This window comes from Cytobacillus oceanisediminis 2691 (assembly GCF_000294775.2).
Lineage (GTDB): Bacteria > Bacillota > Bacilli > Bacillales > Cytobacillaceae > Cytobacillus > Cytobacillus pseudoceanisediminis.
Genome location: NZ_CP015506.1, coordinates 2,930,958 through 2,953,708, shown reverse-complemented (window position 1 = coordinate 2,953,708; position 22,751 = coordinate 2,930,958). Strand labels below are relative to the sequence as shown.

Below are 22,751 nucleotides of genomic sequence, written 5' to 3'. Positions count from 1 at the left end.
CGCAATCTATATGGGGATTGCGTTTTTTATTCATACTAATAACAGTCCAAAGGGTAATCTGAAGTTACATGTGTTGCAATATCAAAATTTTTGTGATTAAATAACAATATTCAAATCGTAATAATTACGATTTTCATCAGAAAGGAGTGACATACCTTGGCAAAAAAATCTAAGATAGCAAAGGAAATCAAACGGCAGGAGCTTGTATTAAAGTATGCAGAATTACGAAAGGAACTAAAAGAAAAAGGGGATTATGAGGCTCTAAGGAAACTGCCAAGAGACTCATCACCGACACGGCTGAAAAACCGCTGCCAGGTTACGGGCAGACCGCGGGGATATCTTCGCAAATTTAAAATGTCCCGAATTGCTTTCCGGGAATATGCGCACAAAGGGCAAGTTCCGGGAGTAAAGAAATCCAGCTGGTAAAATAAAATGCGGAGGTAATGAAAATGAAGGTAAATATTCATCCGGAATATCATAAAGTAGTATTCATGGATATGAACAGCGGCTTTAAATTTTTGACAGGATCAACAAAGACTGCAAATGAAACAATCGAGTGGGAAGATGAAAACACATACCCATTGATTAAAGTTGAAGTAAGCTCAGATACACATCCGTTTTATACTGGAGTTCAGAAGTTCACGGATCGCGGCGGACGTGCTGAACGATTTATGAAGAGATATAACATGAAGAGCAAGTAAATTGTTTCTCCACTTGGCGAGATGAGGTGAAAGATATGAATTCACATCTTATGGAAATGGTCTCAAGAGAGATTGTAAAGTCACTACCTCCTGAGCAAAAAGAGATTTATGAATTTGTCGTTGGTCTGGAAGAAGAGCTGGCTCAAAAGGCTTCGACTTCTGAAGAATTTATGGCTCTTCTTGTGAAGCATTCACCTCATAGGCAGGCGGCAGCACATTTTAACCTTTCATTTGGACAGCTGATGATGACCATGCATGAAATTGAAGACAAAATTAACAGGCTGCTTGAAAATAAATTGAAACATGTCACATGGGTCGAATTAACAGACAGTGTCCGGGCAAGAAAGAAAAGAAATAAAGTTAAATATTTTTATTTCTCCTTAAACGAAAGTAAGTCGTAAAAAAATTTATTCTTTAAATCGTAATGATTCCGTATTAAAACCTGCATCAGGAGGCTCATATGGTCTATGATTGGATCGTTGTAGGAGGCGGCATTCAGGGCAGTACCATTGCAGCCTTCTTAGTAAAAAATAATAAGGTATCAACTGATAAGCTGCGCATTATTGATCCACATGTAAGGCCATTATTTAAGTGGACTACAAGTACGGATCGGATTGGCATGAAATTTCTGCGCTCACCTTTTGTACATCACCTTGATGTCGATCCATTCAGCTTAAGAAGCTACGCAGCAAAGCACCAATGGAAGAAAAGTGAGTTCTATGGGGTCTATAAAAGACCATCCCTGGAAATGTTTAATGAGCACAGTCAGACTCTTCTCCATGATCTTGGATTAGGGGCCAGCTGGCATCAGGGATATGTAAATGGTCTCGATAGGGAGGGCAATTATTGGATTGTAAATACAGCCGGAGAAGAACGTCTAAAGGCAAAAAGAGTCGTACTCGCATTAAGCATAAACGATCAGCTGCATGTACCCGAATGGGCAGATTCTATTAAGCAAGAATGGCATGGGATGTTTCACATCTTTGATGATTCTGCAGATTTTTCAAAATTGAGGATGCCTGTTGCTGTCATTGGAGGAGGCATTACAGCCGCCCATACAGTCATCAAGCTTTCGGCACTCTATTCAGGTCAAGTCACTTTAATAAAAAGGCATCCCTTTAAGGTTTGTGATTTTGACAGTGATCCGGGCTGGCTGGGACCTAAATATCAAAAAAGCTACCAGCGAATCACCGATTATTCCGAACGCAGAGAAGTTATTAAAAAGGCAAGAAACCGGGGATCGCTGCCCTCAGAGTTATTTCACAAGCTTAGGAAGCTTGAAAATGAACAAACGATCAAGGTGGCAGACGGAGAGGTTACTTCCGTGAAGCAAGGAGAAAACAAGGAACTGATTCTTTCAGTGGACACACAGGAAGTCAAGGTGCAGTCAATTGTTTTTGCAACCGGGTTCAGGCCATCCAGGCCTGGCGGAAGCTGGCTTGAGAAAGCCATTGAAACGTTTGGCCTTCCATGTGCAAAATGCGGATACCCGATTGTGAGTCAATCCCTTGAATGGTGCCGGCATCTATATGTAACAGGGCCTCTTGCAGAACTGGAGATTGGGCCGATTGCCCGAAATATTTCAGGCGCGCGTCAGGCGGCTGAAAGAATTGTTCAAAGCATTTAAGAAGTTAATAGGAGGAAATTAATATGAGAGTAAAGATTACATTAGCTTGTACAGAGTCAGGGGACAGGAATTACATTACCACTAAAAATAAGCGGAACCATCCTGGCCGGATCGAATTAATGAAATATTCTCCCCGTTTAAAGAAGCATACATTGCATCGTGAAACGAAGTAACGGTCAAATGTAATACTTTAACGACTATTTGTCAGCATAATAGCTGCAGAAAGTCTAAAGGTTTAAGGCTTGTAGGCACCTTTAAAAAACGAATTGTAAATCTTTATTAAATGGGATAATTGATTTTCAAAGCGCTAAAAGTAAAAATTGAGCTAACATATTGAAATAGAATAATAAAAACCCGCCCGCACATACTAAAACTACGATTTGTTAAGTTTTGGAGGAGTGCACGGTGGGTTTTTTTAAATCAAAATTAAAAAGGTTTAATAGGGACAATAAACAAAAGAAGAATGAAAATAGTGAGCATGAATTGCGGATTGATGAACTCCTTCATCGCTGTAAAGAATCAACAGATTTTGTTTCCTATAGATATTCAGAATCCAGCCCATTTTATATTCATTATTACCAGACAATTGTAGAAATTAATATTTTGCATCAATATGTCTTGCCTTATATCAATGAAAATAAGAGCAATACCCTTTTTGATCTTCAGCAGGCTATTCCCATTGATAATACTGAAATTATAGATAATGTTCATGAAATAAGGGATAAATTGCTGACAGGCTGTATTGTTATTGAAGTAAAAGGTTCACTGCAGGAGGCTCTGGTTATTTCTGCTGTATCGCTTGAGAAGAGACCCGTCAGTATGCCTGAAGTAGAGTACAGTGTTGTGGGGCCTAAGGAAGCTTTTGTCGAATCAATTGATGCCAATATCAATCTGGTCAGGAAGAGGCTGCCTATTCCTGATCTCATCGTGGAAGAAGTAAAGATTGGAAGCCTGACAAAAACTAGGGTGGCTGTTCTTTATATTAAAGGAGTTACTGACGAAGAAAATGTGAATACGATCCTGCAGCGCCTGAATGATATTCAATTTGATCAAATTGTGGACAGCTCTTTTATTAACCAGATCATATCTGATAATCATAAGTCTCCCTTTCCTCAATTAATTGATACGGAAAGGCCGGACCGGGTAGCGAGTGTGCTCTCTGAAGGGAAAATAACGATTCTTGTTGATGGCTCACCGCATGCATTAACAGGTCCTACAACTCTGGTAGAGTTTTTTTCTGCATTTGAAGATTACTATCTATCCTGGCATATTGCCTCCATTTTTCGGCTGGTCCGCTTGTTTGCGGTATTCTTTTCCGTTTTGTCGACATCTCTTTATGTTGCCGTGCTCACGTATCATTACGAAATGATTCCGGAAAACCTGCTTAATCCGCTCATAGCTTCAAGAAGCGGCATCCCGTTCCCGCCGATACTGGAAGCGATTATTCTGGAATTGACCATTGAGCTATTGCGTGAGGCTGGGGCAAGGCTGCCGACAAAAATCGGTCAGACGATTGGTATCGTAGGCGGTATTGTAATCGGGACTGCTGCTGTACAGGCTGGTCTGACCAGTAATGTGCTGCTGATCATCGTGGCGCTTGCAGCCCTGGCTTCTTTTACAACGCCTGTCTATCAAATGGGCAATACTATCCGCTTAATCCGCTTTCCTTTCTTAATCACTGCCCAGTTATGGGGACTTCTGGGAGTTACCTTTTGTTTCTCATACATTTTGAGCCATTTACTTAAAATGTCTTCTCTGGGACGCCCATATCTGGCACCCGTCTATCCATTACGGCTGGCTGACTTAAGGGATTCACTCTTCCGCCTCCCGTTTTTCATGCAAACGAAGCGGCCATTGCAGGTCAGATCTCCTGTACGAACTCGTTTTCAGCCCAAAAAGCACGAGAAATCCAAAATAGATATAGAAGATTAATTGGTGTAAATATGTTCCGATAAAGGAGGCTAGTTGATGTTTCCATTGCCTAAAGAGGATAAAATGGTATCGCCCTATTTTGTATTTTATTTAATACATGCTATGCAAATAGGCGTTGGTATCCTAGGTTTCGAAAGAGTTATTGTCCAGTCGGCCGGCTATAGTTCCTGGATCGCAATCTTAACATCCGGCGCCTCCATTATTGGATTGATATGGGTTTCCTATCGCATCTTAAACAAGGGAAACAACGACATCGTAGCCATACATGCTGATATTATGGGAAAATGGATCGGCGGTTTTTTCAGCTTTCTATTTTCCTTATACTTCTTTGCTTTTGCATTGGTTGTACTTAGATCATATGTGGAAGTGCTCCAGGTATGGGTATTTCCCGAAGTCTCCGAATGGATATTCGTACTCATTATCATTTTTTTATCCTATTCCTATGTCACAGGAGGTTTTCGGGTTGTAACAGGGGTAAGTTATTTAGGGATTTTATACGGGCTGCCATTATTATTGGTGAAGTTTTATCCTTTACAGTATGCCGATTATGGTAATCTTCTGCCAATCCTGAATGCCTCTCCTGCACAATTATTTAAAGCTTCAAAAGAAATGACCCTTAATTTTCTCGGGTTTGAGACCTTATTTATGTTTTATCCTTTTATAAAAGATGGTCCGAAATCTGAAAAGTGGGCATACTTCGGCGTGCTATTCAGCATATTTATTTATCTGCTGACTGCTTTTGTTACGTTTGTATACTTCAACCAGGAACAGTTGAAAGGCACCATTTGGGCTACACTCACACTATGGAAAATCGTGGACTTAATCATTGTGGAGAGGTTCGAATACATAGGAATTTCCGTATGGTTTTTTACCATTCTGCCGAATATCTGCATCGGCCTCTGGTGTGCCAGCCGGGGGTTGCATCGGCTGTTTCCTGTCACTCAAAGAAATGCCTTAAGGATTTTTTGCCTATTGCTGTTTTTCATCAGCATTCTTCTAACGGATAGACAGCAAATTGATGTGCTGCAGAAAGCTGTTTCCCAAATGGGTTTATATACTATCTACTTTTACTTACCATGCTTGCTGGTCTTACAATATATCATCATGAAGGTGAAAAAAGGATGAATGCTAAAAACTATTTATGCTGTTCCTTGATTACAATCCTCCTTGCAGGCTGTACTCCAAGTCCAAAGGTATTGGAGGATATCCAATTAGTGCAGACCATTGGCTATGATTATGTTAATGGTGAGGAATTTGAAGGAACAGCAGGCTCTTCCAATATACCTCCAGGTGAACAGTCTTTACCGGTGAATGACGTTTTTTCTGCAACAGGGAAGACAAGTAAACGGATCAGGCAAAAGATTCAGGCGGAAGCTGCAAGGCCCATAGTCGTTGGCAGGGTGGGATTAGTCATTTTCAATAAGGAGCTCGCAGAGCATGGGATTGAAAAACAAATAGACAGTCTGCAGAGAAACCCCAGTATTGGCCGGAAATTGCTGCTTGTAGTATCGAAAGAGAAGGCGAAAGACATTATTGATTCAAATTACTCGCAAAGTGATTCTGTATCACAGTATTTAATCGATGTGGTGGAACAGAATCTTGAGGCGACTATTCCTGAAATAAATTTACACCGTTTTCTTGTTCACTATTACAGCAAAGATGCCGACCCATTTTTACCTTTAATTGAGAAACAGGGTAAGCATTTGAAAGTAAGCGGAATGGGAATTTTTAAAGAAGATAAGCTAGTTGATACAATCAGCTTTGGTGATGCCTATATTTTTAAAATCCTTTATGAAAAATTCCGGCGGGGACAATTTGAAGTAGAACTTAGCGGGGGAGAAGATGTAAGTCTCGAAAACCTGTCATCAAAACCTAAAATAAGGGTGGACAAGAGGAATGGGAAATATATAGCCACTTTTAAGGTGAAAGTAAACGGCAGAGCGATGGAAGGGGTTAATTTAGATCTTACAGACAAGAAAACGATTGAGAGAATTGAAAAAGCAGTGGAAAAAGAAATAACTGAGAGAGCAGAGAAAATGATCAAGAGGTTTCAGGAACTGGATACAGATCCCCTTGGCATCGGGGAAAAGGCAAGGCAGCGCTCTGATTTTAATCGTAAGGAATGGAAAGAGCAGTATAGTCAAATGGAAATAAAGATTGAAGCAAAAGTGAATGCTGTTCAATCGGGGATTATAGAATAATCATGTATATAAAAAGAGAAATTGGCATCCGATATAAGGGTGTCATTTTTAATTAAAAAATTTTCAGAATTATTATTGTTTTACAAAGAAATATATGATAGTTTAGTTAAAACGAAGTTCAGACTTCATAAATTTAAAAAATTCAGCTTAAACTTCATAATATTAAGGTGAGTCTAAATGGTATTAAAAGAAGTGATCGAAAAAGAGTTTAATAACCTCTCCAAAGGGCAGCAGAAGGCCGCTAAGTATTTACTGGATCACCCTAAGGATTTTGCTGTGAAGTCAGCGGGTGAGATTGGCAAGAGAATCGGGGTAAGCGAAACGACAGTCATCCGATTCTGCTATTCGATTCAGCTTTCCGGCTATTCGGAGCTGCAGAAGATGGTAAGGGAACAGCTATTGAAGGCGAATAGCACACTTGGTCAGTATTTTACCAGCAAGGTGGAACTGGCAGAAAAGCCGGAGTTCCTTGCGAGTGTGATGGAAAAGGATTGTCTCCATATCAGAGAAACGATTCAGAATATAAGTCAGGACGATTTTGATGTTTTAGTGGAGCGTTTGATCAAAACAAAAAAAATATATGTTACAGGTCTGCGGTCTTCCTTTGCGGCAGCAAGCTGGCTTTCTTTTACCCTTGGGGTGGTAAGGGGAAATGCGAAGCTGATCCGGCCGGATACGGATGATCTGCTGCTGACGATCACTGAAATGGATAAAGAAGCGACGTTTATTGCGATTTCATTCGACCGCTACATGAAAGATACGATTAAAATGGCGGAACTGGCGAAAAAGCAGGGAGCATTTGTAATTGGCATCACGGATTCAGCAATCGCACCGATTAAAGAGCATGCCGACTTGCTTTTTCATATCCATTCATCGGAAAAATCGACGATTGATGCTGTGCCAGCACTCTTTTCCTTTCTGAATGCGGTGATTGCGGGTGTGTCGATTCAAGATGGTGACCGATTTCAAAAAAGGAAAGAGCAATATGAAAAGCTGGATAGTGAACATTTTTTTATTCAGCCGGGAGGGAAGATGGATTGAAGGAAATTATTGACCAGATTAAACCTGCATTGGATATGGTTTTTAATCATTTGCACGAAAACCCGGAAGTAAGCTGGAGGGAATATAAGACCACAGAGTACTTGCGGAAATTCCTGGAAAGCCGGGGTTTTCAGGTTCAGCTGTTTGGGGATTGCCCTGGTTTGGTTGTTGAAGTGGGGGAAGGGAGTCCATGCGTCGCGCTGAGAGCGGATATGGACGCACTTTGGCAGGAAGTGGACGGCAAGTTTCAGGCCAATCATTCGTGCGGACATGATGCCCACATGACAATGGGGGTTGGGGCCATGCTGCTGCTTCAAAAGGCTGGCTTCCCCAAAAAAGGCAAACTGAAATTCATCTTCCAGCCGGCTGAAGAAAAGGGCACTGGTGCCTTGAAAATGATTGAGCATGGCGTGCTGGATGATGTGGATTACCTGTACGGTGTACATCTGAGGCCAATCCAGGAAATAAGAGATGGAGAAGCGTCTGCAGCCATTTACCATGGCGCTGCAAGGTTTCTGACCGGGGAAATTATCGGGGAAGATGCCCATGGAGCCCGCCCGCACCTTGGGCAGAATGCCATCGAGATCGGTGCTTCTTTCATTCATGAAATTAAAAATATTCATTTGGATCCGATGGTTCCGCATACGGCCAAGATGACCAAATTCCATGCCGGCAGTGACTCAGGTAATATCATTCCGGGAAAAGCGTCCTTCAGCCTGGATCTGAGGGCACAAACAAATGAAATCATTACTGCACTGGGAGAAAAAATAGAAACGATCACTGAGTATTTATCCAAGCTGTATGGAGTCAAGATCAGCCTTGAGATGAAAGCGAATGTGGCAGCAGCTGAAGTAGATGAAGAAGCTCAGAAGTATCTGGAGATGGCAATAGTTGATGTCCTGGGAGCTGGCCAATTAAGGGAACCAATCGTGACTTCGGGCGGGGAAGACTTCCATTTTTATACTCTCAAGAAGCCGAATATAAAGGCCACGATGCTTGGATTGGGCTGTGATTTAAAGCCGGGGCTGCATCATCCGGACATGACGTTCAATCGGGAAGCGATTTACTCGGGAATGGAAATACTGGCCAAAGCCGTAATGGCCACTTTGGAAAAGGAGGAGTGAAGATGGCTGCTGTGACAATGGATTTACGGGTATTAAAGACAGCATCCGATATGGATCTTATACAAAGGCTGGAGAAGACAATCTGGAATATGGATCCCCTTCCGGTTCATCAAACCATCACAGCTGCCCAGAACGGAGGGCTGCTGCTCGGGGCATTTATAGAGGATAACCTTGTGGGATTCAGCTACGGATTTCCAGGTTTCCACAAGGGAAAAGGCTATTTATGCTCCCATATGCTGGGCATTCACCCTGACCACCAGGATAAGGGACTGGGGGCATTATTGAAGCAGAAGCAAAAAGAACTGGCTTCAGGTATGGGCTATGACCTGATCACCTGGACTTTTGATCCGCTGGAAAGCCGGAATGCTTACTTGAATCTTTCCAAGCTGAATGCGGTTTGCTCCACTTATGTGGAGAATTGCTACGGAGATATGGATGATAGCCTGAATCATGGGCTGCCGACAGACCGTTTAAAGGCAGAATGGTGGATTACCAGTTCGCATGTGGAGGAGCCAGTAGGCATTGAAACAGCGGACGCACAGAATCCCTACGATTGGGGAGTATCAGAGGACGACTTTCCTGTTTTATTAAATACTGAATGGGATGCTGCGGAAGGTCCAGTGCTTGTTCCGATTCCGGCAAACTTCCAGATGATTAAAAATAAGAATTTCGAGCTTGCGATCGATTGGCGCTTTAAAACAAGAAGGATTTTTCAGGAGTTATTTTCTAAGGGGTACGCTTTGGCAGGATTTCAAAAAGGGCTGGAAGGCCCTGTGCATTACTATGTATTAGTTCAGAGGAATCAGCTTAAACTCAACTAACAGGAAAAGGCGGGAATGAATATGAAAGTGACAGAAGTCGTATTGCGGCATATGAAAATGAGAATGAAAGCTCCATTTACAACAAGCTTCGGCACGTTTCAGGATAAGGAATTTCTCTTGCTGGAAGCCAAGGATGAAAATGGTGTGAGCGGCTGGGGAGAATCTGTTGCCTTTCATTCACCATGGTATAACGAAGAAACGCTGAAAACGAACTGGCATATGCTTGAAGATTTCATCATTCCGAATCTATTAAACAAAGAAATGCAGCATCCGGATGAAGTTTCGGAAACTCTCTCCTACATACGGAAAAACAATATGGCGAAATCAGCATTCGAAGGGGCGGTTTGGGAGTTATATGCCAAGCAAAAGGGAATTCCGCTTGCAAAGGCTCTTGGCGGTACAGCGAATGAGATCGAGGTGGGCATTAGCATCGGGATTCAGGATAGTATTGATGAACTGCTGAACCTCATTGATGAATATGTAAAGGAAGGCTATAAGCGCATCAAAGTCAAAATCAAGCCAGGCTGGGATGTTGAAGTCATGAGGGAAGTGAGAAAGCATTTCCCGGATGTAGCGCTTATGGCTGATGCAAACTCAGCATACACCCTTGAAGATATCAATCTTTTAAAGCAGCTGGATGAATTTGATTTAATGATGATCGAGCAGCCGCTGGCATCAGATGATATTATTGATCATGCCGTTCTGCAGAGAGAACTCATAACGCCTGTCTGCCTCGATGAAAGCATCCATTCCTATGAAGATGCGCGCAAGGCGATTGAGCTGGGAAGCTGCAAAATTATTAATATCAAAATCGGCCGGGTCGGCGGGCTGACAGAATCGAAGAAAATTCATGATCTCTGCCAGGAACGGGGCATTCCAGTATGGTGCGGAGGCATGCTGGAATCCGGGATCGGCAGAGCACACAATATTGCCTTAACCACACTTTCCAATTTTATCATGCCAGGGGACACAGCCGCATCATCCCGCTATTGGGAGAAGGATCTGATTGACCCTGAAGTAACTGTCGAAGATGGAATGATCAAGGTTCCAGGAAAACCTGGCCTTGGATATGAGCCAAGTTATGAAACCATTAAACAGTTTACTGTTTTTGAAAAGAGCTTTTCTTAAGGGAGAGAGAATTCTCTCTTTCTCTTTTAAGAGGAGTTGTCGAAAAATTCAAATATCTAAAAGGGGGATCAGAATGAAAAAGAGTATTCAGATTGCCGGTGCTTTTATCGGGGTCATAGTCGGAGCGGGTTTTGCTTCAGGCCAGGAAATTTTGCAGTTTTTTACCAGCTTTGGCTGGATGGGGATAGGCGGTGCCATTCTGGCGACCATTTTCTTTGCTTTTCTGGGGATGAACTTAACACAGCTTGGAAGCCGTCTGCAGACAGATTCCCATAAAGATGTCATTTACCATATTTGCGGCAGGTATTTAGGGATAGCCGTCGATTTCATTATTACCTTCTTCCTTTTCGGTGTGGCCGCTGTCATGCTTGCCGGATCGGGATCCATTTTTGAAGAGCAGTTCGGAATCCCGAGCATGGCCGGCAATGTCATTATGGCTATATTAACGATCCTGACCGTTTGTCTGAATATCCAAAAAGTGATTTCCATTATCAGCCTGGTTACACCATTTCTCTTAGTAATGGTGATTGTCATTGGCGGTTATGCCCTAAGCACAATGGGGATTAATTTCTCTGAAGTACAGAAACTGGCAGAAAGCCAAACCCCAGCCGCTTCCAACTGGTTTATGGGCGGACTATTATATGTTTCATACAATATTGCGGCCGGTGCTGCAATGCTTGCTGTCATGGGCGGAACCACTAAAGATGAAAAGCAGGCAGGAATGGGGGGCATCCTTGGAGGTGCAGGTTTGGGAATTCTTATCTTAATAATCAATGCAGCCATGCTTGTCAAAATGGATGTTGTGGATGGCTCTGACATGCCGATTCTTGCTCTTGCCAATGAAATTTCACCTGTATTTGGATTATTGATGTTCGTTGTATTGCTGGGCATGATTTACAATACCGCTGTTGGTATGCTGTATGCCTTCACGGCCAGGATCGTGAAAAGGGAAAATCCTAAATTTAATCTTTTTGCTGTATTATTTGGTGCGGCAGCGTTTGGAGCCAGTTTTGCAGGCTTTATTACGCTGGTGGGAACGGTTTATCCTTTGATGGGATATTTAGGGTTTACGCTTATTGCGGCAATTGTGTTTGCCTGGCTGAGGGGGAAACGGAAGGCTGTTGTGAGTATGGATAATGGAGTTGCTTTAAAACAGTAGAAACTTTGCTGATACTTTAGAAAGCTCAGTTCTCCTGAGCTTTCTATACCTTCTCATATTTACCTCATAATGGTATTGCGGCTCTTGACACTGAACTGGTGGAATCCATCTTAATAAAGATTATATTCTCCATTTTCCGGGCCGCTTCCAGCGGAAGGAAAAGTAACACCCATCGTACGCAATGCTGCTTTTGCTTGAGATAGATAATTTTCTGCCTGGTTCTGCCATCTGATGATCAGGCTAATAAACGCCTTATATTCAGGACCTGCATTTTCCTCCATCGTATTTAGCCCTTCACGCACCTTTTTATCCTCATTTTCCGCATTTACGATGCAGGCCGCCAATGTAGCGATTATCGATTGCCGCTGCTCTCCATTCACAAGTCTGCGGGCACAGCCGACAGTGGTCACGCGGTGATACGAAGCCGGAACCAGATGCTTGTGCATTTCTGCATTTCCTTTTAAATCTTTGGTCTCAGGAATATGAAAAAGCTCAGAACTCATGGAACAAACCATTTCTTCAGCATATAAACTTTGCTGCAGCAGTGTTAAAATATCTCCCCAGCTTGTTGTCCGGTAATATGGATAATAATAAGGATTCAATCGAACCATCTCCTTTTATGGATATAGGAACCCCATTATTATAGAAGCGGGTGTCATGTCATCTTGGGTGGCGGGGGTCAGTCCATATCTTTTAGAAATAAGAATGAGCTAACGCACGAATCCCATCCCCGATCTTCTTCACACCAACTGCAATTATCCGGTCCTCCACCTGAGAGACACTCAATCGAATTCTATTTTCCTTTAGATATTCTGGAAGATACATTGGTGCAGCATCCTGAACCAATACATTTTTCTTTTGAAGATGCTTTACAAGATTCTTCGCCTTCATTCTGCCCGGAAGAACAACTGTCGAATAGAATCCCGAATCCCCGCCAGTAAATGAAGTATTGGGAGGCAAATGCTCCAGGTATGCCTTTTGGAGAATGGTACCCTTCTTCTTGTATTGCCGCCGGAGTTTTTCAATATGGGCTTTGAACATACCGCTGCTTAAGTAAATCTCAAGTGCCCCTTGTGTGAGGACGGGTGTATGGACGTCCGCTGCAAATTTGGCCTGTGTAAAACTTTTCATTAAGGCTTCTGGAAGAACTGCCAATCCTAATCGCAGCCCTGGCAGCAAAACTTTCGAAAAGCTTTTTGTGTAAATGACTCTTCCGGAAGGATTATAGGCAAACATGGGATCTGCCTTTTTTCTTGTATCAAGATCACCCATATAGTCATCCTCCACTATGTAGACATCATATTTCTGAGCGAGCTCGACCATATCCTTTTTTTCCTGGTTGGAGTAGCTGCAGCCTGTAGGGTTTTGAAATCTGGAAACAGTGTAGAAAAACTTGATGTTTCTCTCTCTGAATATCTTTTCTAAGTAATTGAGGTCAATGCCTTTCTGATTTACCTCTATGCCAATAGGCTTCAAGCCGCGGGAAGTGATGGAATCTATGAAACTGAAGTGGGTTGGCTGTTCTGTGCAGATCTCTGTTTTATTATTAGGAAAAGGGAGTGAGACCAAGAGATCCAGAGCCTGCTGGGAGCCGGATACCACCGCAATTCTTTCAGCCGGGGCGAAAACCTGCAGATCCTGAAGCTGAGCTGAAAGCTGATGCCGAAGACTCGGCAAACCGAGGGGATGGGAATACTGAAACATTTCCTCTTTATATAGCTCAATTGCCTGATTCATACAATGCTGATAATCACGGTAGGGCATCTTGCTTTTATCCGGTCCTGCTGAGACAAAGTCAATGATCATAGGTTTTTGTTTTTTTGGCATATCAGTACCAACCGCAAAATAGCCGCTTTTTGGCACAGAGTAGATGAGATGTGCCTTTTCCAATTCACTGTAAGCTCTCATTACTGTGTTAATGCTGCAGTTAAATTCTTTGGCAAACCTGCGAATGGAAGGGAGCTTTCCTCCGGCTTTCAAGCGTTCATCATCTAGTCTTGATTGAATTTCTTCTATGAGTTCATCATATTTATTGCCCATAAAAACACTCCGCTCGTTGAATTTGTATGGGTACAGATGGCCAAAACTGTTCTTTTCTGTATCCATCATGCTGTTTATAGTATAAGGGACAAATTCAAGAGCTGACATCATGACAGAAATCCTATTTTATATGAAGGAGGAAGAAAAGATGAAGTGGATGAGAAGAGCGGGTATTGCTGCCCTTTCCGTGTTATTGCTGCTGACGGGTACAGGTGCTGGGGCATTAGGGGGAAAAGAAAACACAAAGGATCTGCACATTGAAGAAGCTTTTGCAGGAACAGAGGGCACTATGGTTCTCAAAAGTCTTAAGAATGACAAGGTTTATGTCTACAACAAGCAGAGGAGCAAAGAGAGACTGACGCCTGAATCAACCTTTAAAGTCGCCAATGCCCTAATCGGACTGGAAACTGCCGCTGTAAGAGATGAATACGAAGTGAAAAGGTGGGATGGAGTTGAACGGGAATTCGAAAGCTGGAACCGGGATCATTCGCTTGCTTCTGCCATGAGGGAATCAGCTATCTGGTTTTATCAGGACCTGGCGAGAACGATTGGTGAAAAGAAGATGCAGGAATACGTATCAAACATCCAGTACGGAAACCAGGACATATCAGGAGGAATCGATGCCTTTTGGCTGGACAGCAGCCTGAAAATTTCCGCAGCAGAGCAAGCTGATTTTATCGAAAAATTGGTTGAAGAAGAATTGCCTTTTTCACAAAAGAACCAAAAGACAGTTAAACGAATGATGATTCAGGACGAGCAGGATCAGTTCATCCTGCATGGTAAAACAGGGTCAAGGCTGTCTGACATGGGACTGGGCTGGTACGTTGGTTTTATTGAAACAGAGAAGGAGACATGGGTGTTTTCGGTGAATATTGATGGAACAGGTACGGAGGCTAAGAATATTGCTGTGGAGGTGCTGAAAGAGAAAAGAATCATGAAAGACTAAGGTCAGCAGATCAGTGAAGGAAGCCATAATAATGGTTTCCCTCACTGGACTTCTGCTGAAAATGTATAAGAGACTTTTCCATTCGGCCATTCTGCTAAGACTTCATAAATATAGCTGCCTTTACTTGAAGGTACAGTAATTTGATGATCCTCAAGCTTTATTTCTTTTTCTTTTCCTGTTTCATTCCATAAGTACACTTTAATAACTGGTTGATCTTCAATCTTAATCCTAACTTTTTGGTCTGGTTTCATCATAATAGGTTTTAGATGATCTGCCATTTGATTCGGTGATGCGTGATCTGTTGTCATAGTTTCCGTCTCTAGCCCTTTTTTTCTAACCCACTGTTCATTTCCTTTTTCCATTTGATAATCTGTCCCGTTCACTTCGGCAACTGCATTCATCGATGGAGGGAATTCTGCTTCTTCCCCAGCGTTAGTTGAGCATCCAATCATTATTATAAAAAGAGAATAGGCTAAAATCATTTTTAACAACCGTTTTAAACCCACATTGCCACCCGCCTTTTTAGAGAAACTATTAAAAACAGTTTAACTGAAAGAGGAAAAAATTGCATAAATGCGGAATTAAAATAGGTACCGTCAATAGAAAGGAATACTGAAATGACTAAAAATATCTCCTTAATCCGTTCATCGAAATTACCGTCAGTTGATTATGCATATGCATCTCATGTTCCTTCCGGAATGGACCTATTTTTTATGGCGGGAGCCTGCCCGCTTGATGCCACTGGAAAAGTGCCTGAGCAAAGCGGATATGAAGAACAGGCCAAGCTTTGTGTCGAGAACTTGAAGTCAGCATTAAAGGAATGCAGGGCAGAATTAAAGAATGTGGCTTATACAAGAGTTCTCGTCGCATCCTCAGACCAGGCAGATTTGGTGACAGCCTGGCAGGCAGTTAGAGAAGAATTCGGCTCACATGATGTTCCAAGTACATTGTCCGGTGTAACCGTTTTAGGTTATAGCGGCCAATTAGTTGAGATAGAAGCGGTTGCAGCTTTATCCAAAGAATAAAAAATTTTTTTTGGTGAAAGTTTTTCGAATTGAAGATCGTTTAGGCGTTTCTATTCACGGATTGCGGCTGTTGTTCAAGCCATCTATGCTTAACCAAAATTTTATAGCAAAGGGCACCTGCCTGAGCAGCATGAAGTGATACTTTTTGATAGGTTACATTGAGATCCGATCTAAGGCTTGAACCTGCACCAGCTCCATAATACGAGAGAGCTGTATTTACTAAAAACGCCGCATGAAACATCATCAATTTGTCAGAAAATGGACTAACTGTTGATTCTGTGATTTCTGCATCCCATTTAAAAGGTACAGGCAGATAATCCTGCCGCAAAATGGTGTCAAGACTATCAGCATCTTTTCCTGCTAATTCAGCGTTTTTTGCCATGAACTTGCGTACGTCATCATACTCTGCCACTTGTGCAAAAGCTAAGCTTAGTGTCCTGACTAATCCTGTTTTCATTGAATTATAGAAAACGCTGCTGATTTCCGAAATGTTAAGTGGTCTTTTTTCACCTGCTAAATTCGAAAGCATGCCTGTTGTATCAGTAAATTCTATCTTCTTTGATGGAGGAACAGCCGGTACGGTTGTGAAGTTTGGGTAGGTCTTGGATAATCCAGTGATTCTCTGATATAACTCTTTGGCACTGACGATACATTCTAAGAAATAGTCCTGCAGGTCTTTTCGGTCAATATTTGTCAGTGCTAAGCTATAAGCTGTTAAGCCATGAGCCGTCATCAATTTAGAGTAAAATAGCAGGCATTGATCTGAAAATAGACGCGGGGCTTCAAGGTTCACATCATTTTCTGTAAAGCCAATGGGGTGTTGAAAATTTGAATTTCTTAAATAAGCTGTGATCTGGCTGGTATGGTTTTCTGATCTTAGCAGTGAGTCCTCCAAAATGGATTTGATTTTTTTATCCGTAACAACATTAATGAAATATTTGTAAACACAAATAGCCATACTATCGCCCATATACTGATGCCAAAGTGCTGAAAGTTCAGCGCTATTTAAACTCCCGTCCAATTTTTTTCCGAAAATGCCCATTCTGGAAACCCCCGCGTCTAATCGCTTTTTCCTTAGTTTGTCTTATTTTTTGACAATTATTATATATTGGAGCCCGAAGGTTGTGAAAATGGACAATGGACCCATCCGCCATAGGCTGATAGGGTCCATTTTTTTATTCGTAATGCTTTAAAACCAGCTGCTGTTCTTCAATGGCATATACACAGTCAGCGACCCGATCCATAAATACTTTATCATGAGATACCAGGAGGACGGTACCCTCATATGCTTTTAAAAATCGTTCAAGGGCTTCAATGCAATAAACGTCCAGAAAATTCGTCGGTTCATCTAATATCAGGACATTATATCTGCCGAGGAACAGCTGGCAAAGCACGAGACGGATCGCTTCCCCGCCGCTTAAGCGGCAGACATCCTTTTTCAGATCATTACCTGTAAAGCTCATAGAATGGAGGACAGAACGAATCTTGCTTTCATCGTAATCGCTTGTTTCTTTCATAAATTCAAAAACAGGCTTACTTTTCTCAAATTGGTAATCCATTTGTTCATAAGCGCCTATAACTGCTTTCGGAGAAAGAATCGTTCCCTCGCCGCGATCGAAGATAGCTTTTAGCAGTGTTGTTTTTCCGGAGCCATTTTTCCCAGTAATTGCGATGATTTTTCCAAGCGGAAATTGGAAGTTCGCTTCCTTAATAAGTGTTCGGTCTCCTGCTTTCAGCGTAATCCTCTCACCCATAATGGGATACTTATTATGCATTTCAAGAGCGGGGTGCTGATGAAAGTGGATGGTCGGATCTTCTTTGGGCGCTTCAACAGCTTCAAGCTTCTGCACCCGCTGCTCAATAGCTTTGGCTGCCCGCTGGACGGCTTTTTGGCTTGTTTCTTTTGACTTCGTCATAAACATTTTGTTTGCTTTCGCCTTTGTTTCTTTTTTTGAGATATGTCCGCTGGCTTGCGTTATTTTGTCTGCCTTTTTCATTTTTTCTTCTGCCGCTTTTAATAGCCGGGACTTCTCTTTCAGATATTTTTCATGCTGTTCCAGCTGCTGTGTTCGCTTAAGCTCTTTTTGAGCCTTGTAGTCCGAATAATTTCCGGTATACTCTGTCACGCATCCATGTTCAATTTCCCAAATCTTTGTGACAAGCTTATCCAATATATATCGGTCATGACTGACAATGACCAGTGCTCCATAATAATAGGTCAATTCTTCAATGAAAAACTTGATCCCTTCTCTGTCGAGATGGGTAGTAGGTTCATCAATCAATAATCCTTCATAGTAGTTTGAAAAGATTCCAGCAAGCTTCAGCTTTGTTTGTTCACCGCCGCTCAGATGATTCATATCGATCTTAGGTATCGATAATTTCCCTGCGAGACCAGGGTCAATATCACTTGCCTCTGGAGCGGCGAGCTGATCGAAATAAGCAAAATCGGCCAAGCGGTTCACAATTCCCTGGTCAGGGTGTATCTGACCGGACATCAGCTTTAGGAGAGTGCTTTTTCCTGCCCCGTTTTTTCCTACAATGCCAATGCGGTCGAATTGATGAATGGCCAGCCGAGGAATATTCAATACCAATCTATCTAAATAAGAGACTTCTATATTTTCTAATTCAAAACATACTTTTTCCATCATAAAACCTCATTTCTTATTTGTTTATACCGATCAGGATATCTGCATCTAACGTTACATGACCGCTGTTCCTGTCAATAAAAGAATGAATGGCAGCCTGATTGGAATCCCAGGAAAGGGGAGACATCCTGACTAAATACGGAAGTTTGCTTTCGTCCATTTTTCTTACATCCGTCACATGAATCGTGTCAGTTAGAGTAAAATGCTTTCTAAAAAGGGAAACGACCTCATCATTTTTATATAAATTATTTTCATTGCTTCCATAAAAGGAATTCCGCATTTCCTTTAAATGCCCACTCCGCGGGACCGCCTTTATGATGATCCCTTTTGAGGTCAAAATTCTCTTGAATTCCCTGTAATTTGAAGGAAAGAAGAGATTCAGAATCATATTGAAGGACTGATCTGCTAAAGGAGGTTTAGCCAGATCCCCTACAAGCCATAGTTCATTTTTGTAATTTTTCGCAGCCTGTTCAATCCCGGCTTTCGAGATATCCACACCAACACCTGTCATCGTTCCAATCCCGGATTTCTCTAATATCTTTTTCAGGTGTGAACCTTCACCGCACCCTGCATCAAGCATTAAGGATGGAGTGCTGGAATGTGCGAAATAGTCATGAATGACGGCTGAAATTTTGTCATGAAGAGGATCAAACAGTTCACTTTCCATGATGATTTTCTCTCTTGCTTTATATAAAGTTTTGCTGTACCTGCTCTTGGCAGAATGATTCAGCATGTTCACATATCCATGCTTTGAAATATCATAGGTATGCCTGTTCGGACATAAGAGGCTTTTATATTGAACAAGATCTAATGATTCCTGACAGAGCGGGCATTTTAGAGAAGTACTGAAAGTCTTAAACTTTGCAGCGATTTTTTGATTTACCATGTTTTCTCTTCCTTTCAACAAAAAAAATCACAGGCATCTGCCTGTGATTCAGAGTAAAGGGAAGAAGACCCATCCTAATTTGGTTTGGGCTGATCAGAGCCGTCAGCAAATAAACCTTCCTGTTTTTTGGAAGAGTTTAACAGAAAAAAAAGAGAAAGGCAGTAAAATCATGCCTTTCTCAAATTGCCAATTTCGTTTGGCAGAATATGAAATAACAAATTGACGCTATTCCATATAAATTGAAGATTATTAAAAAAGGACAGACTGATCCCATTTACTCTGCATACACAAGCAGAGCCTTTGAACGTATTCAATTACTGGTTCAAAGCTGGGAATCGAAGTCTCATTGCGTGTGTCATTTTTTAATAATCCTCCTTAAAGATAAAATACAGTTGTATTATAAATGCTATTATTAGATAAGTAAAGGTTCGTGCGGAATTTTATAAAAGAGGGGAGGGAAGACTTAGTTTGAAATGGAGGGAATAATATGAAAAATAAAATTTTCCTGATTTTATTCATCGCACTTTTTGTATCTTATAGTTCGGCATATGCCCAATCCCTGACTTATCCCTGTAGCATAGTACTTGAGCCGGTAAATGAAGTCCCCAATATTAGCGGCACAGCTTTAATTGCAAAGGTAAAGAAACCATATACGGATCAGCCAGGAAGTCCTGTAAGAGAACGAACCGCTGTCGGTATATACGCTGATTGGATGCCTCAGCCTTCAGCATTTGGGGATTATGATCAATATGAAGGATTTGCTCAAATTCCTGGTGTAATAAGCTGGAGATTTAAAATGTATCCCATTAAGGAAGATCAGCCAAGCTGGTTTGGCGGTTCGCCTTGGGTGGGGAAATTTGATGAAATCTCAGCAGAATTATCTGCTGAAACGATCGTAAGCTTGAGGCTGTCCAATTCCAGGACCAATCGTCTGGGACCGGCCGTTTTACAAAGTACATTAAAGGGATGTGTACAGTAAGAAGGATTTTGTATAAAGGGTATTTAATACTAATTAGGGTGAAAAAACAAAAGACTAAGAGGGAGAAGCGAATGATAGCAGAGTTAGGAGAACTAAATCAATATGATATTCCCGGTCTAATAGATTTATCGGCATCGGTTGGATGGGATTATGATGAAAATGAAGTTAGAACACTTTTGGAATCTGGGAGAGTTTTCGGACATAAGAATTCTGCAGGGAGAATTGTTTCAAGCTCAGCAATAATCCCCTATGATACTAAACTGGCGTCGATTGGCATGGTTATTGTCCATGAAGAATTCAGGGGATTAGGGCTGGCTATGGAAGCAGTCCGGAAATGTGCTGAAAGTATTACTGCGGATAGGACGGTAATGCTGATTGCAACGAAGGAAGGACAGCCCCTTTATGAAAAAATGGGCTTTACAACAGTGGATTATATAAGCAAATTTCTTTGTGATAAATTTGTCCCTGAAAATTTACTGGATCATGATGGAGTTTTCATAGAAGACTTCAATCAGTCTGATTTAACCAAACTTGTTGATTTGGACGGGGCTGCCTTTGGGGATAAGCGAAGTGTTTTTCTCCGCAATCGAATCAGCCAGTCCAAACAATGTCTGGTTGTTAAGAATAATAATGGAGAACTCATTGGATATGGACTATCCATACAGGGGCCAGTCAATTTAATACTCGGACCTATTGCGGCTCCGGATTCAGAAACTGCTGCTCTAATCGTAGAAAAATTGGCTTTACATCATAAAGGGAAGCTGCGAATTGATGTTCCAGAGGGAAGAACTGATTTTATGTCCTATTTGGAGCGAAGCGGTTTTGTTAAATCAAATACTCCACCAGTCATGATAAAAAATTCAGCAGCTATGCCGCAGAGGAACAAATCCTTATATGCTATTGCTTCGCAGGCTTTTGGATAGGAGAATGATGAAATTGGCTATGCGCAAATAAATCGTTTTATCCATAAGTAAAATAGGGTTATGTGCAAATAAAATATTTTATCCGAAAGTAAATTTGGTCTATCCGCACGTAAATTTCACTAGGACGTCAATAATGCTTATATAGCTCTGAAAAACGGCTGCGGAAAGCCCAATCTCCATGCAAAATCATAAAAAAACGGCTTAATCTCAGGATTAAAGCCGTTTTTTTATGTATTTAACTTTAATTATCGCCTAGATAATAAGCAGTGCCGTCCCGATCGTAATCAGAATTGCGCCTGCAATTGTATTTAACGTCGGTTTTTCTTTTAAAATGATGAAACTTAATATCATTGTAAGCACAACACTGAACTTATCAATGGGGTTAACCACACTAACCTTGCCGATGGCCAGAGCGCCGAAATAGCACAGCCAGGATAATCCGGTTGCGGCTCCTGAGAGGAAAAGAAATAGATAAGACTTTTTGGAGATTTTTTTAAGATCCTTAAAGGTCCGCTGAAAAAACACAATCCCCCAGGCGAAAATAATGATGACCACTGTCCGGATGAAAGTAGCCACATTGGAGTCGACGTCTTCAATTCCTATCTTTGCTAAAATATTGGTGGCTGCAGCAAATACCGCAGACATTATCGCCAGGAAAATATACGATTTTGTATTGAATACTTTCTTTTTTGAAGTCTTTTTTCTGTCTTTTCCGATTAAAACAAAGGTTCCAATGGAGATAATGACTCCCCCTGAAACAACTAATGCTGTGGCGGGTTCCCTTAGAATAATAAATGATAACAGGATGGTTAAGACGACACTCGACTTATCAATGGGAACTACTTTTGACACATCGCCGATCTGAATGGCTTTAAAGAAACAAATCCATGATAGGCCGGTTGTCAGGCCTGAAAGAATGAGAAATATGTACGATTTTACAGAAATAGTCAAGATGCTTTCCGTTTCTCCCGTAATAACAACCATAAGATAAGCCATGATGACCACTACAATCGTCCGGACTGCAGTAGCCAGGTTGGAATCTACTTTTTCAATGCCAATTTTTGCGAGGATGGCTGTGAAAGATGCAAATACTGCGGCAAGCAGAGCTAAAATGATGCTCATAGACATGATCTCCATTTCTTCAATGGGTTTATTATATACATTTTATTTTACTGAAGTGCATATAGAATATTCTCTAATCCCTTTAGTGTAAATTTATAAAATTCTGTTTTCCTATTGAGTATTCTATATTATAGTTTGGTTAAGCAAGGAGGCAGAAAATGGATCAAATTGATAAAAGAAATCGTTTGAATGATGAACCATTTCGTTTTCGGCAAAATAAGAATAACACAGTATTTCTTGATTATAATGGAAAACAAGTGAAAATTCTAAAAGGAAAAGATGCAGAGAAGTTTCTAAAAAAAATGAATGATGCTGAAGATGAAAAGAGCAGGCAGTTAATCATGGCGAAGATAACGGGGAACTTTAAACGGGGAAATGAACGGTTGTAATGGTTCTGAGCTAAAACAGCAGTGTCAATTGACACTGCTGTTTCTATCTTTATGTAAGCAGA

26 protein-coding genes are annotated in these 22,751 nt (G+C 41.5%); 18 read left to right on the top strand and 8 right to left on the bottom strand.

Annotated features, from left to right (window positions below; all coding sequences use genetic code 11):
* The first annotated feature begins 156 nt into the window (after positions 1 to 156).
* From rpsN to A361_RS14895, 13 genes are all read left to right on the top strand, one after another.
* Complete coding sequence (gene rpsN / locus A361_RS14955; protein WP_019383405.1) at positions 157 to 426, top strand: 30S ribosomal protein S14; 270 nt, start codon at positions 157 to 159, stop codon at positions 424 to 426.
* Positions 427 to 449: 23 nt separating this feature from the next.
* Positions 450 to 701 (top strand): type B 50S ribosomal protein L31, encoded by a 252-nt coding sequence (locus A361_RS14950; RefSeq protein ID WP_019383406.1) that lies wholly within the window; start codon positions 450 to 452, stop codon positions 699 to 701.
* Positions 702 to 736: 35 nt separating this feature from the next.
* On the top strand, positions 737 to 1,102 hold the full coding sequence (locus A361_RS14945) for a hypothetical protein (protein ID WP_019383407.1): 366 nt from the start codon (positions 737 to 739) through the stop codon (positions 1,100 to 1,102).
* Between the two features lie 59 nt (positions 1,103 to 1,161).
* On the top strand, positions 1,162 to 2,328 hold the full coding sequence (locus tag A361_RS14940; protein ID WP_019383408.1) for an FAD/NAD(P)-binding protein: 1,167 nt from the start codon (positions 1,162 to 1,164) through the stop codon (positions 2,326 to 2,328).
* A gap of 23 nt (positions 2,329 to 2,351) precedes the next feature.
* A complete protein-coding gene (gene rpmG / locus A361_RS14935; RefSeq protein WP_009334171.1) occupies positions 2,352 to 2,501 on the top strand; it encodes a 50S ribosomal protein L33 in 150 nt (49 codons plus the stop codon).
* Positions 2,502 to 2,733: 232 nt separating this feature from the next.
* Entirely contained in the window at positions 2,734 to 4,260 is a 1,527-nt protein-coding gene (locus A361_RS14930) for a spore germination protein (protein WP_009334172.1), read from the top strand.
* A 36-nt stretch (positions 4,261 to 4,296) separates the two neighbouring features.
* Complete coding sequence (locus tag A361_RS14925; RefSeq protein ID WP_019383409.1) at positions 4,297 to 5,385, top strand: GerAB/ArcD/ProY family transporter; 1,089 nt, start codon at positions 4,297 to 4,299, stop codon at positions 5,383 to 5,385.
* Positions 5,382 to 6,461, top strand: a complete 1,080-nt coding sequence (locus tag A361_RS14920) for a Ger(x)C family spore germination protein (protein WP_019383410.1) — start codon at positions 5,382 to 5,384, stop codon at positions 6,459 to 6,461. The genes A361_RS14925 and A361_RS14920 overlap by 4 nt, the downstream gene beginning before the upstream one ends.
* Positions 6,462 to 6,638: 177 nt before the next feature.
* Positions 6,639 to 7,502, top strand: a complete 864-nt coding sequence (locus A361_RS14915; RefSeq protein WP_019383411.1) for a MurR/RpiR family transcriptional regulator — start codon at positions 6,639 to 6,641, stop codon at positions 7,500 to 7,502.
* Positions 7,499 to 8,626: a M20 peptidase aminoacylase family protein gene (locus tag A361_RS14910; protein ID WP_019383412.1), complete on the top strand. Its 1,128-nt coding sequence runs from the start codon at positions 7,499 to 7,501 to the stop codon at positions 8,624 to 8,626. The genes A361_RS14915 and A361_RS14910 overlap by 4 nt, the downstream gene beginning before the upstream one ends.
* Before the next feature lie 2 nt (positions 8,627 to 8,628).
* The gene (locus A361_RS14905; RefSeq protein WP_019383413.1) at positions 8,629 to 9,447 is read left to right on the top strand and encodes a GNAT family N-acetyltransferase; all 819 of its coding nucleotides are present in this window, start codon (positions 8,629 to 8,631) and stop codon (positions 9,445 to 9,447) included.
* Between the two features lie 21 nt (positions 9,448 to 9,468).
* The gene (menC, locus tag A361_RS14900) at positions 9,469 to 10,575 is read left to right on the top strand and encodes an o-succinylbenzoate synthase (RefSeq protein ID WP_009334178.1); all 1,107 of its coding nucleotides are present in this window, start codon (positions 9,469 to 9,471) and stop codon (positions 10,573 to 10,575) included.
* A gap of 73 nt (positions 10,576 to 10,648) precedes the next feature.
* Complete coding sequence (locus tag A361_RS14895) at positions 10,649 to 11,734, top strand: membrane protein (RefSeq protein ID WP_009334179.1); 1,086 nt, start codon at positions 10,649 to 10,651, stop codon at positions 11,732 to 11,734.
* Between the two features lie 110 nt (positions 11,735 to 11,844).
* Here the strand turns inward: A361_RS14895 and A361_RS14890 are convergent, their stop codons facing one another.
* Complete coding sequence (locus A361_RS14890) at positions 11,845 to 12,345, bottom strand: hypothetical protein (RefSeq protein ID WP_033196634.1); 501 nt, start codon at positions 12,343 to 12,345, stop codon at positions 11,845 to 11,847.
* Positions 12,346 to 12,427: 82 nt separating this feature from the next.
* Positions 12,428 to 13,885: a PLP-dependent aminotransferase family protein gene (locus A361_RS14885; RefSeq protein WP_019383415.1), complete on the bottom strand. Its 1,458-nt coding sequence runs from the start codon at positions 13,883 to 13,885 to the stop codon at positions 12,428 to 12,430.
* A 37-nt stretch (positions 13,886 to 13,922) separates the two neighbouring features.
* Between A361_RS14885 and blaOXA the strand changes: the two genes are divergently transcribed.
* On the top strand, positions 13,923 to 14,720 hold the full coding sequence (gene blaOXA / locus A361_RS14880; protein WP_026041846.1) for a class D beta-lactamase: 798 nt from the start codon (positions 13,923 to 13,925) through the stop codon (positions 14,718 to 14,720).
* A gap of 41 nt (positions 14,721 to 14,761) precedes the next feature.
* On the opposite strand, the gene A361_RS14875 is transcribed toward blaOXA, so the two are convergent.
* Positions 14,762 to 15,202 (bottom strand): hypothetical protein, encoded by a 441-nt coding sequence (locus A361_RS14875; RefSeq protein ID WP_236888070.1) that lies wholly within the window; start codon positions 15,200 to 15,202, stop codon positions 14,762 to 14,764.
* A 135-nt stretch (positions 15,203 to 15,337) separates the two neighbouring features.
* Here A361_RS14875 and A361_RS14870 point away from each other — a divergent pair, with 135 nt between their 5' ends.
* Positions 15,338 to 15,745: a RidA family protein gene (locus tag A361_RS14870; RefSeq protein WP_019383418.1), complete on the top strand. Its 408-nt coding sequence runs from the start codon at positions 15,338 to 15,340 to the stop codon at positions 15,743 to 15,745.
* Positions 15,746 to 15,785: 40 nt separating this feature from the next.
* Here A361_RS14870 and A361_RS14865 read toward each other — a convergent pair whose 3' ends face one another.
* From A361_RS14865 to A361_RS31475, 4 genes are all read right to left on the bottom strand, one after another.
* Positions 15,786 to 16,787 (bottom strand): DUF3231 family protein, encoded by a 1,002-nt coding sequence (locus A361_RS14865; RefSeq protein WP_019383419.1) that lies wholly within the window; start codon positions 16,785 to 16,787, stop codon positions 15,786 to 15,788.
* A 133-nt stretch (positions 16,788 to 16,920) separates the two neighbouring features.
* On the bottom strand, positions 16,921 to 18,390 hold the full coding sequence (locus A361_RS14860; protein ID WP_019383420.1) for an Msr family ABC-F type ribosomal protection protein: 1,470 nt from the start codon (positions 18,388 to 18,390) through the stop codon (positions 16,921 to 16,923).
* Between the two features lie 16 nt (positions 18,391 to 18,406).
* Positions 18,407 to 19,276, bottom strand: a complete 870-nt coding sequence (locus A361_RS14855) for a putative RNA methyltransferase (RefSeq protein ID WP_019383421.1) — start codon at positions 19,274 to 19,276, stop codon at positions 18,407 to 18,409.
* Between the two features lie 314 nt (positions 19,277 to 19,590).
* Positions 19,591 to 19,635 carry an erythromycin resistance leader peptide gene (locus A361_RS31475; protein WP_108721263.1) on the bottom strand — a complete coding sequence of 15 codons (45 nt, stop codon included), beginning with the start codon at positions 19,633 to 19,635 and terminating at the stop codon, positions 19,591 to 19,593.
* 128 nt (positions 19,636 to 19,763) lie between these two features.
* Between A361_RS31475 and A361_RS14845 the strand changes: the two genes are divergently transcribed.
* Together A361_RS14845 and A361_RS14840 are read left to right on the top strand one after the other, a co-directional pair.
* Positions 19,764 to 20,255, top strand: coding sequence for a hypothetical protein (locus A361_RS14845; RefSeq protein WP_009334189.1), 492 nt, complete (start codon positions 19,764 to 19,766; stop codon positions 20,253 to 20,255).
* 71 nt (positions 20,256 to 20,326) lie between these two features.
* Positions 20,327 to 21,178 carry a GNAT family N-acetyltransferase gene (locus A361_RS14840; protein ID WP_019383423.1) on the top strand — a complete coding sequence of 284 codons (852 nt, stop codon included), beginning with the start codon at positions 20,327 to 20,329 and terminating at the stop codon, positions 21,176 to 21,178.
* Positions 21,179 to 21,430: 252 nt separating this feature from the next.
* Here A361_RS14840 and A361_RS14835 read toward each other — a convergent pair whose 3' ends face one another.
* Positions 21,431 to 22,300 carry an EamA family transporter gene (locus tag A361_RS14835; protein WP_019383424.1) on the bottom strand — a complete coding sequence of 290 codons (870 nt, stop codon included), beginning with the start codon at positions 22,298 to 22,300 and terminating at the stop codon, positions 21,431 to 21,433.
* 158 nt (positions 22,301 to 22,458) lie between these two features.
* Between A361_RS14835 and A361_RS14830 the strand changes: the two genes are divergently transcribed.
* Positions 22,459 to 22,689 carry a hypothetical protein gene (locus tag A361_RS14830; protein WP_019383425.1) on the top strand — a complete coding sequence of 77 codons (231 nt, stop codon included), beginning with the start codon at positions 22,459 to 22,461 and terminating at the stop codon, positions 22,687 to 22,689.
* Positions 22,690 to 22,751: the final 62 nt, after the last annotated feature.

Coding starts and splice junctions, on each gene's coding strand:
- A361_RS14950 (WP_019383406.1), top strand. CDS start 450: ATGAAGGTAAATATTCATCCGGAATATCATAAAGTAGTATTCATGGAT.
- A361_RS14945 (WP_019383407.1), top strand. CDS start 737: ATGAATTCACATCTTATGGAAATGGTCTCAAGAGAGATTGTAAAGTCA.
- A361_RS14940 (WP_019383408.1), top strand. CDS start 1,162: ATGGTCTATGATTGGATCGTTGTAGGAGGCGGCATTCAGGGCAGTACC.
- rpmG (WP_009334171.1), top strand. CDS start 2,352: ATGAGAGTAAAGATTACATTAGCTTGTACAGAGTCAGGGGACAGGAAT.
- A361_RS14925 (WP_019383409.1), top strand. CDS start 4,297: ATGTTTCCATTGCCTAAAGAGGATAAAATGGTATCGCCCTATTTTGTA.
- A361_RS14920 (WP_019383410.1), top strand. CDS start 5,382: ATGAATGCTAAAAACTATTTATGCTGTTCCTTGATTACAATCCTCCTT.
- A361_RS14915 (WP_019383411.1), top strand. CDS start 6,639: ATGGTATTAAAAGAAGTGATCGAAAAAGAGTTTAATAACCTCTCCAAA.
- A361_RS14905 (WP_019383413.1), top strand. CDS start 8,629: ATGGCTGCTGTGACAATGGATTTACGGGTATTAAAGACAGCATCCGAT.
- menC (WP_009334178.1), top strand. CDS start 9,469: ATGAAAGTGACAGAAGTCGTATTGCGGCATATGAAAATGAGAATGAAA.
- A361_RS14895 (WP_009334179.1), top strand. CDS start 10,649: ATGAAAAAGAGTATTCAGATTGCCGGTGCTTTTATCGGGGTCATAGTC.
- A361_RS14890 (WP_033196634.1), bottom strand. CDS start 12,345: ATGGTTCGATTGAATCCTTATTATTATCCATATTACCGGACAACAAGC.
- A361_RS14885 (WP_019383415.1), bottom strand. CDS start 13,885: ATGATGTCAGCTCTTGAATTTGTCCCTTATACTATAAACAGCATGATG.
- blaOXA (WP_026041846.1), top strand. CDS start 13,923: ATGAAGTGGATGAGAAGAGCGGGTATTGCTGCCCTTTCCGTGTTATTG.
- A361_RS14875 (WP_236888070.1), bottom strand. CDS start 15,202: ATGATTTTAGCCTATTCTCTTTTTATAATAATGATTGGATGCTCAACT.
- A361_RS14870 (WP_019383418.1), top strand. CDS start 15,338: ATGACTAAAAATATCTCCTTAATCCGTTCATCGAAATTACCGTCAGTT.
- A361_RS14865 (WP_019383419.1), bottom strand. CDS start 16,787: ATGGGCATTTTCGGAAAAAAATTGGACGGGAGTTTAAATAGCGCTGAA.
- A361_RS14860 (WP_019383420.1), bottom strand. CDS start 18,390: ATGGAAAAAGTATGTTTTGAATTAGAAAATATAGAAGTCTCTTATTTA.
- A361_RS14855 (WP_019383421.1), bottom strand. CDS start 19,276: ATGGTAAATCAAAAAATCGCTGCAAAGTTTAAGACTTTCAGTACTTCT.
- A361_RS14845 (WP_009334189.1), top strand. CDS start 19,764: ATGAAAAATAAAATTTTCCTGATTTTATTCATCGCACTTTTTGTATCT.
- A361_RS14840 (WP_019383423.1), top strand. CDS start 20,327: ATGATAGCAGAGTTAGGAGAACTAAATCAATATGATATTCCCGGTCTA.
- A361_RS14835 (WP_019383424.1), bottom strand. CDS start 22,300: ATGAGCATCATTTTAGCTCTGCTTGCCGCAGTATTTGCATCTTTCACA.
- A361_RS14830 (WP_019383425.1), top strand. CDS start 22,459: ATGGATCAAATTGATAAAAGAAATCGTTTGAATGATGAACCATTTCGT.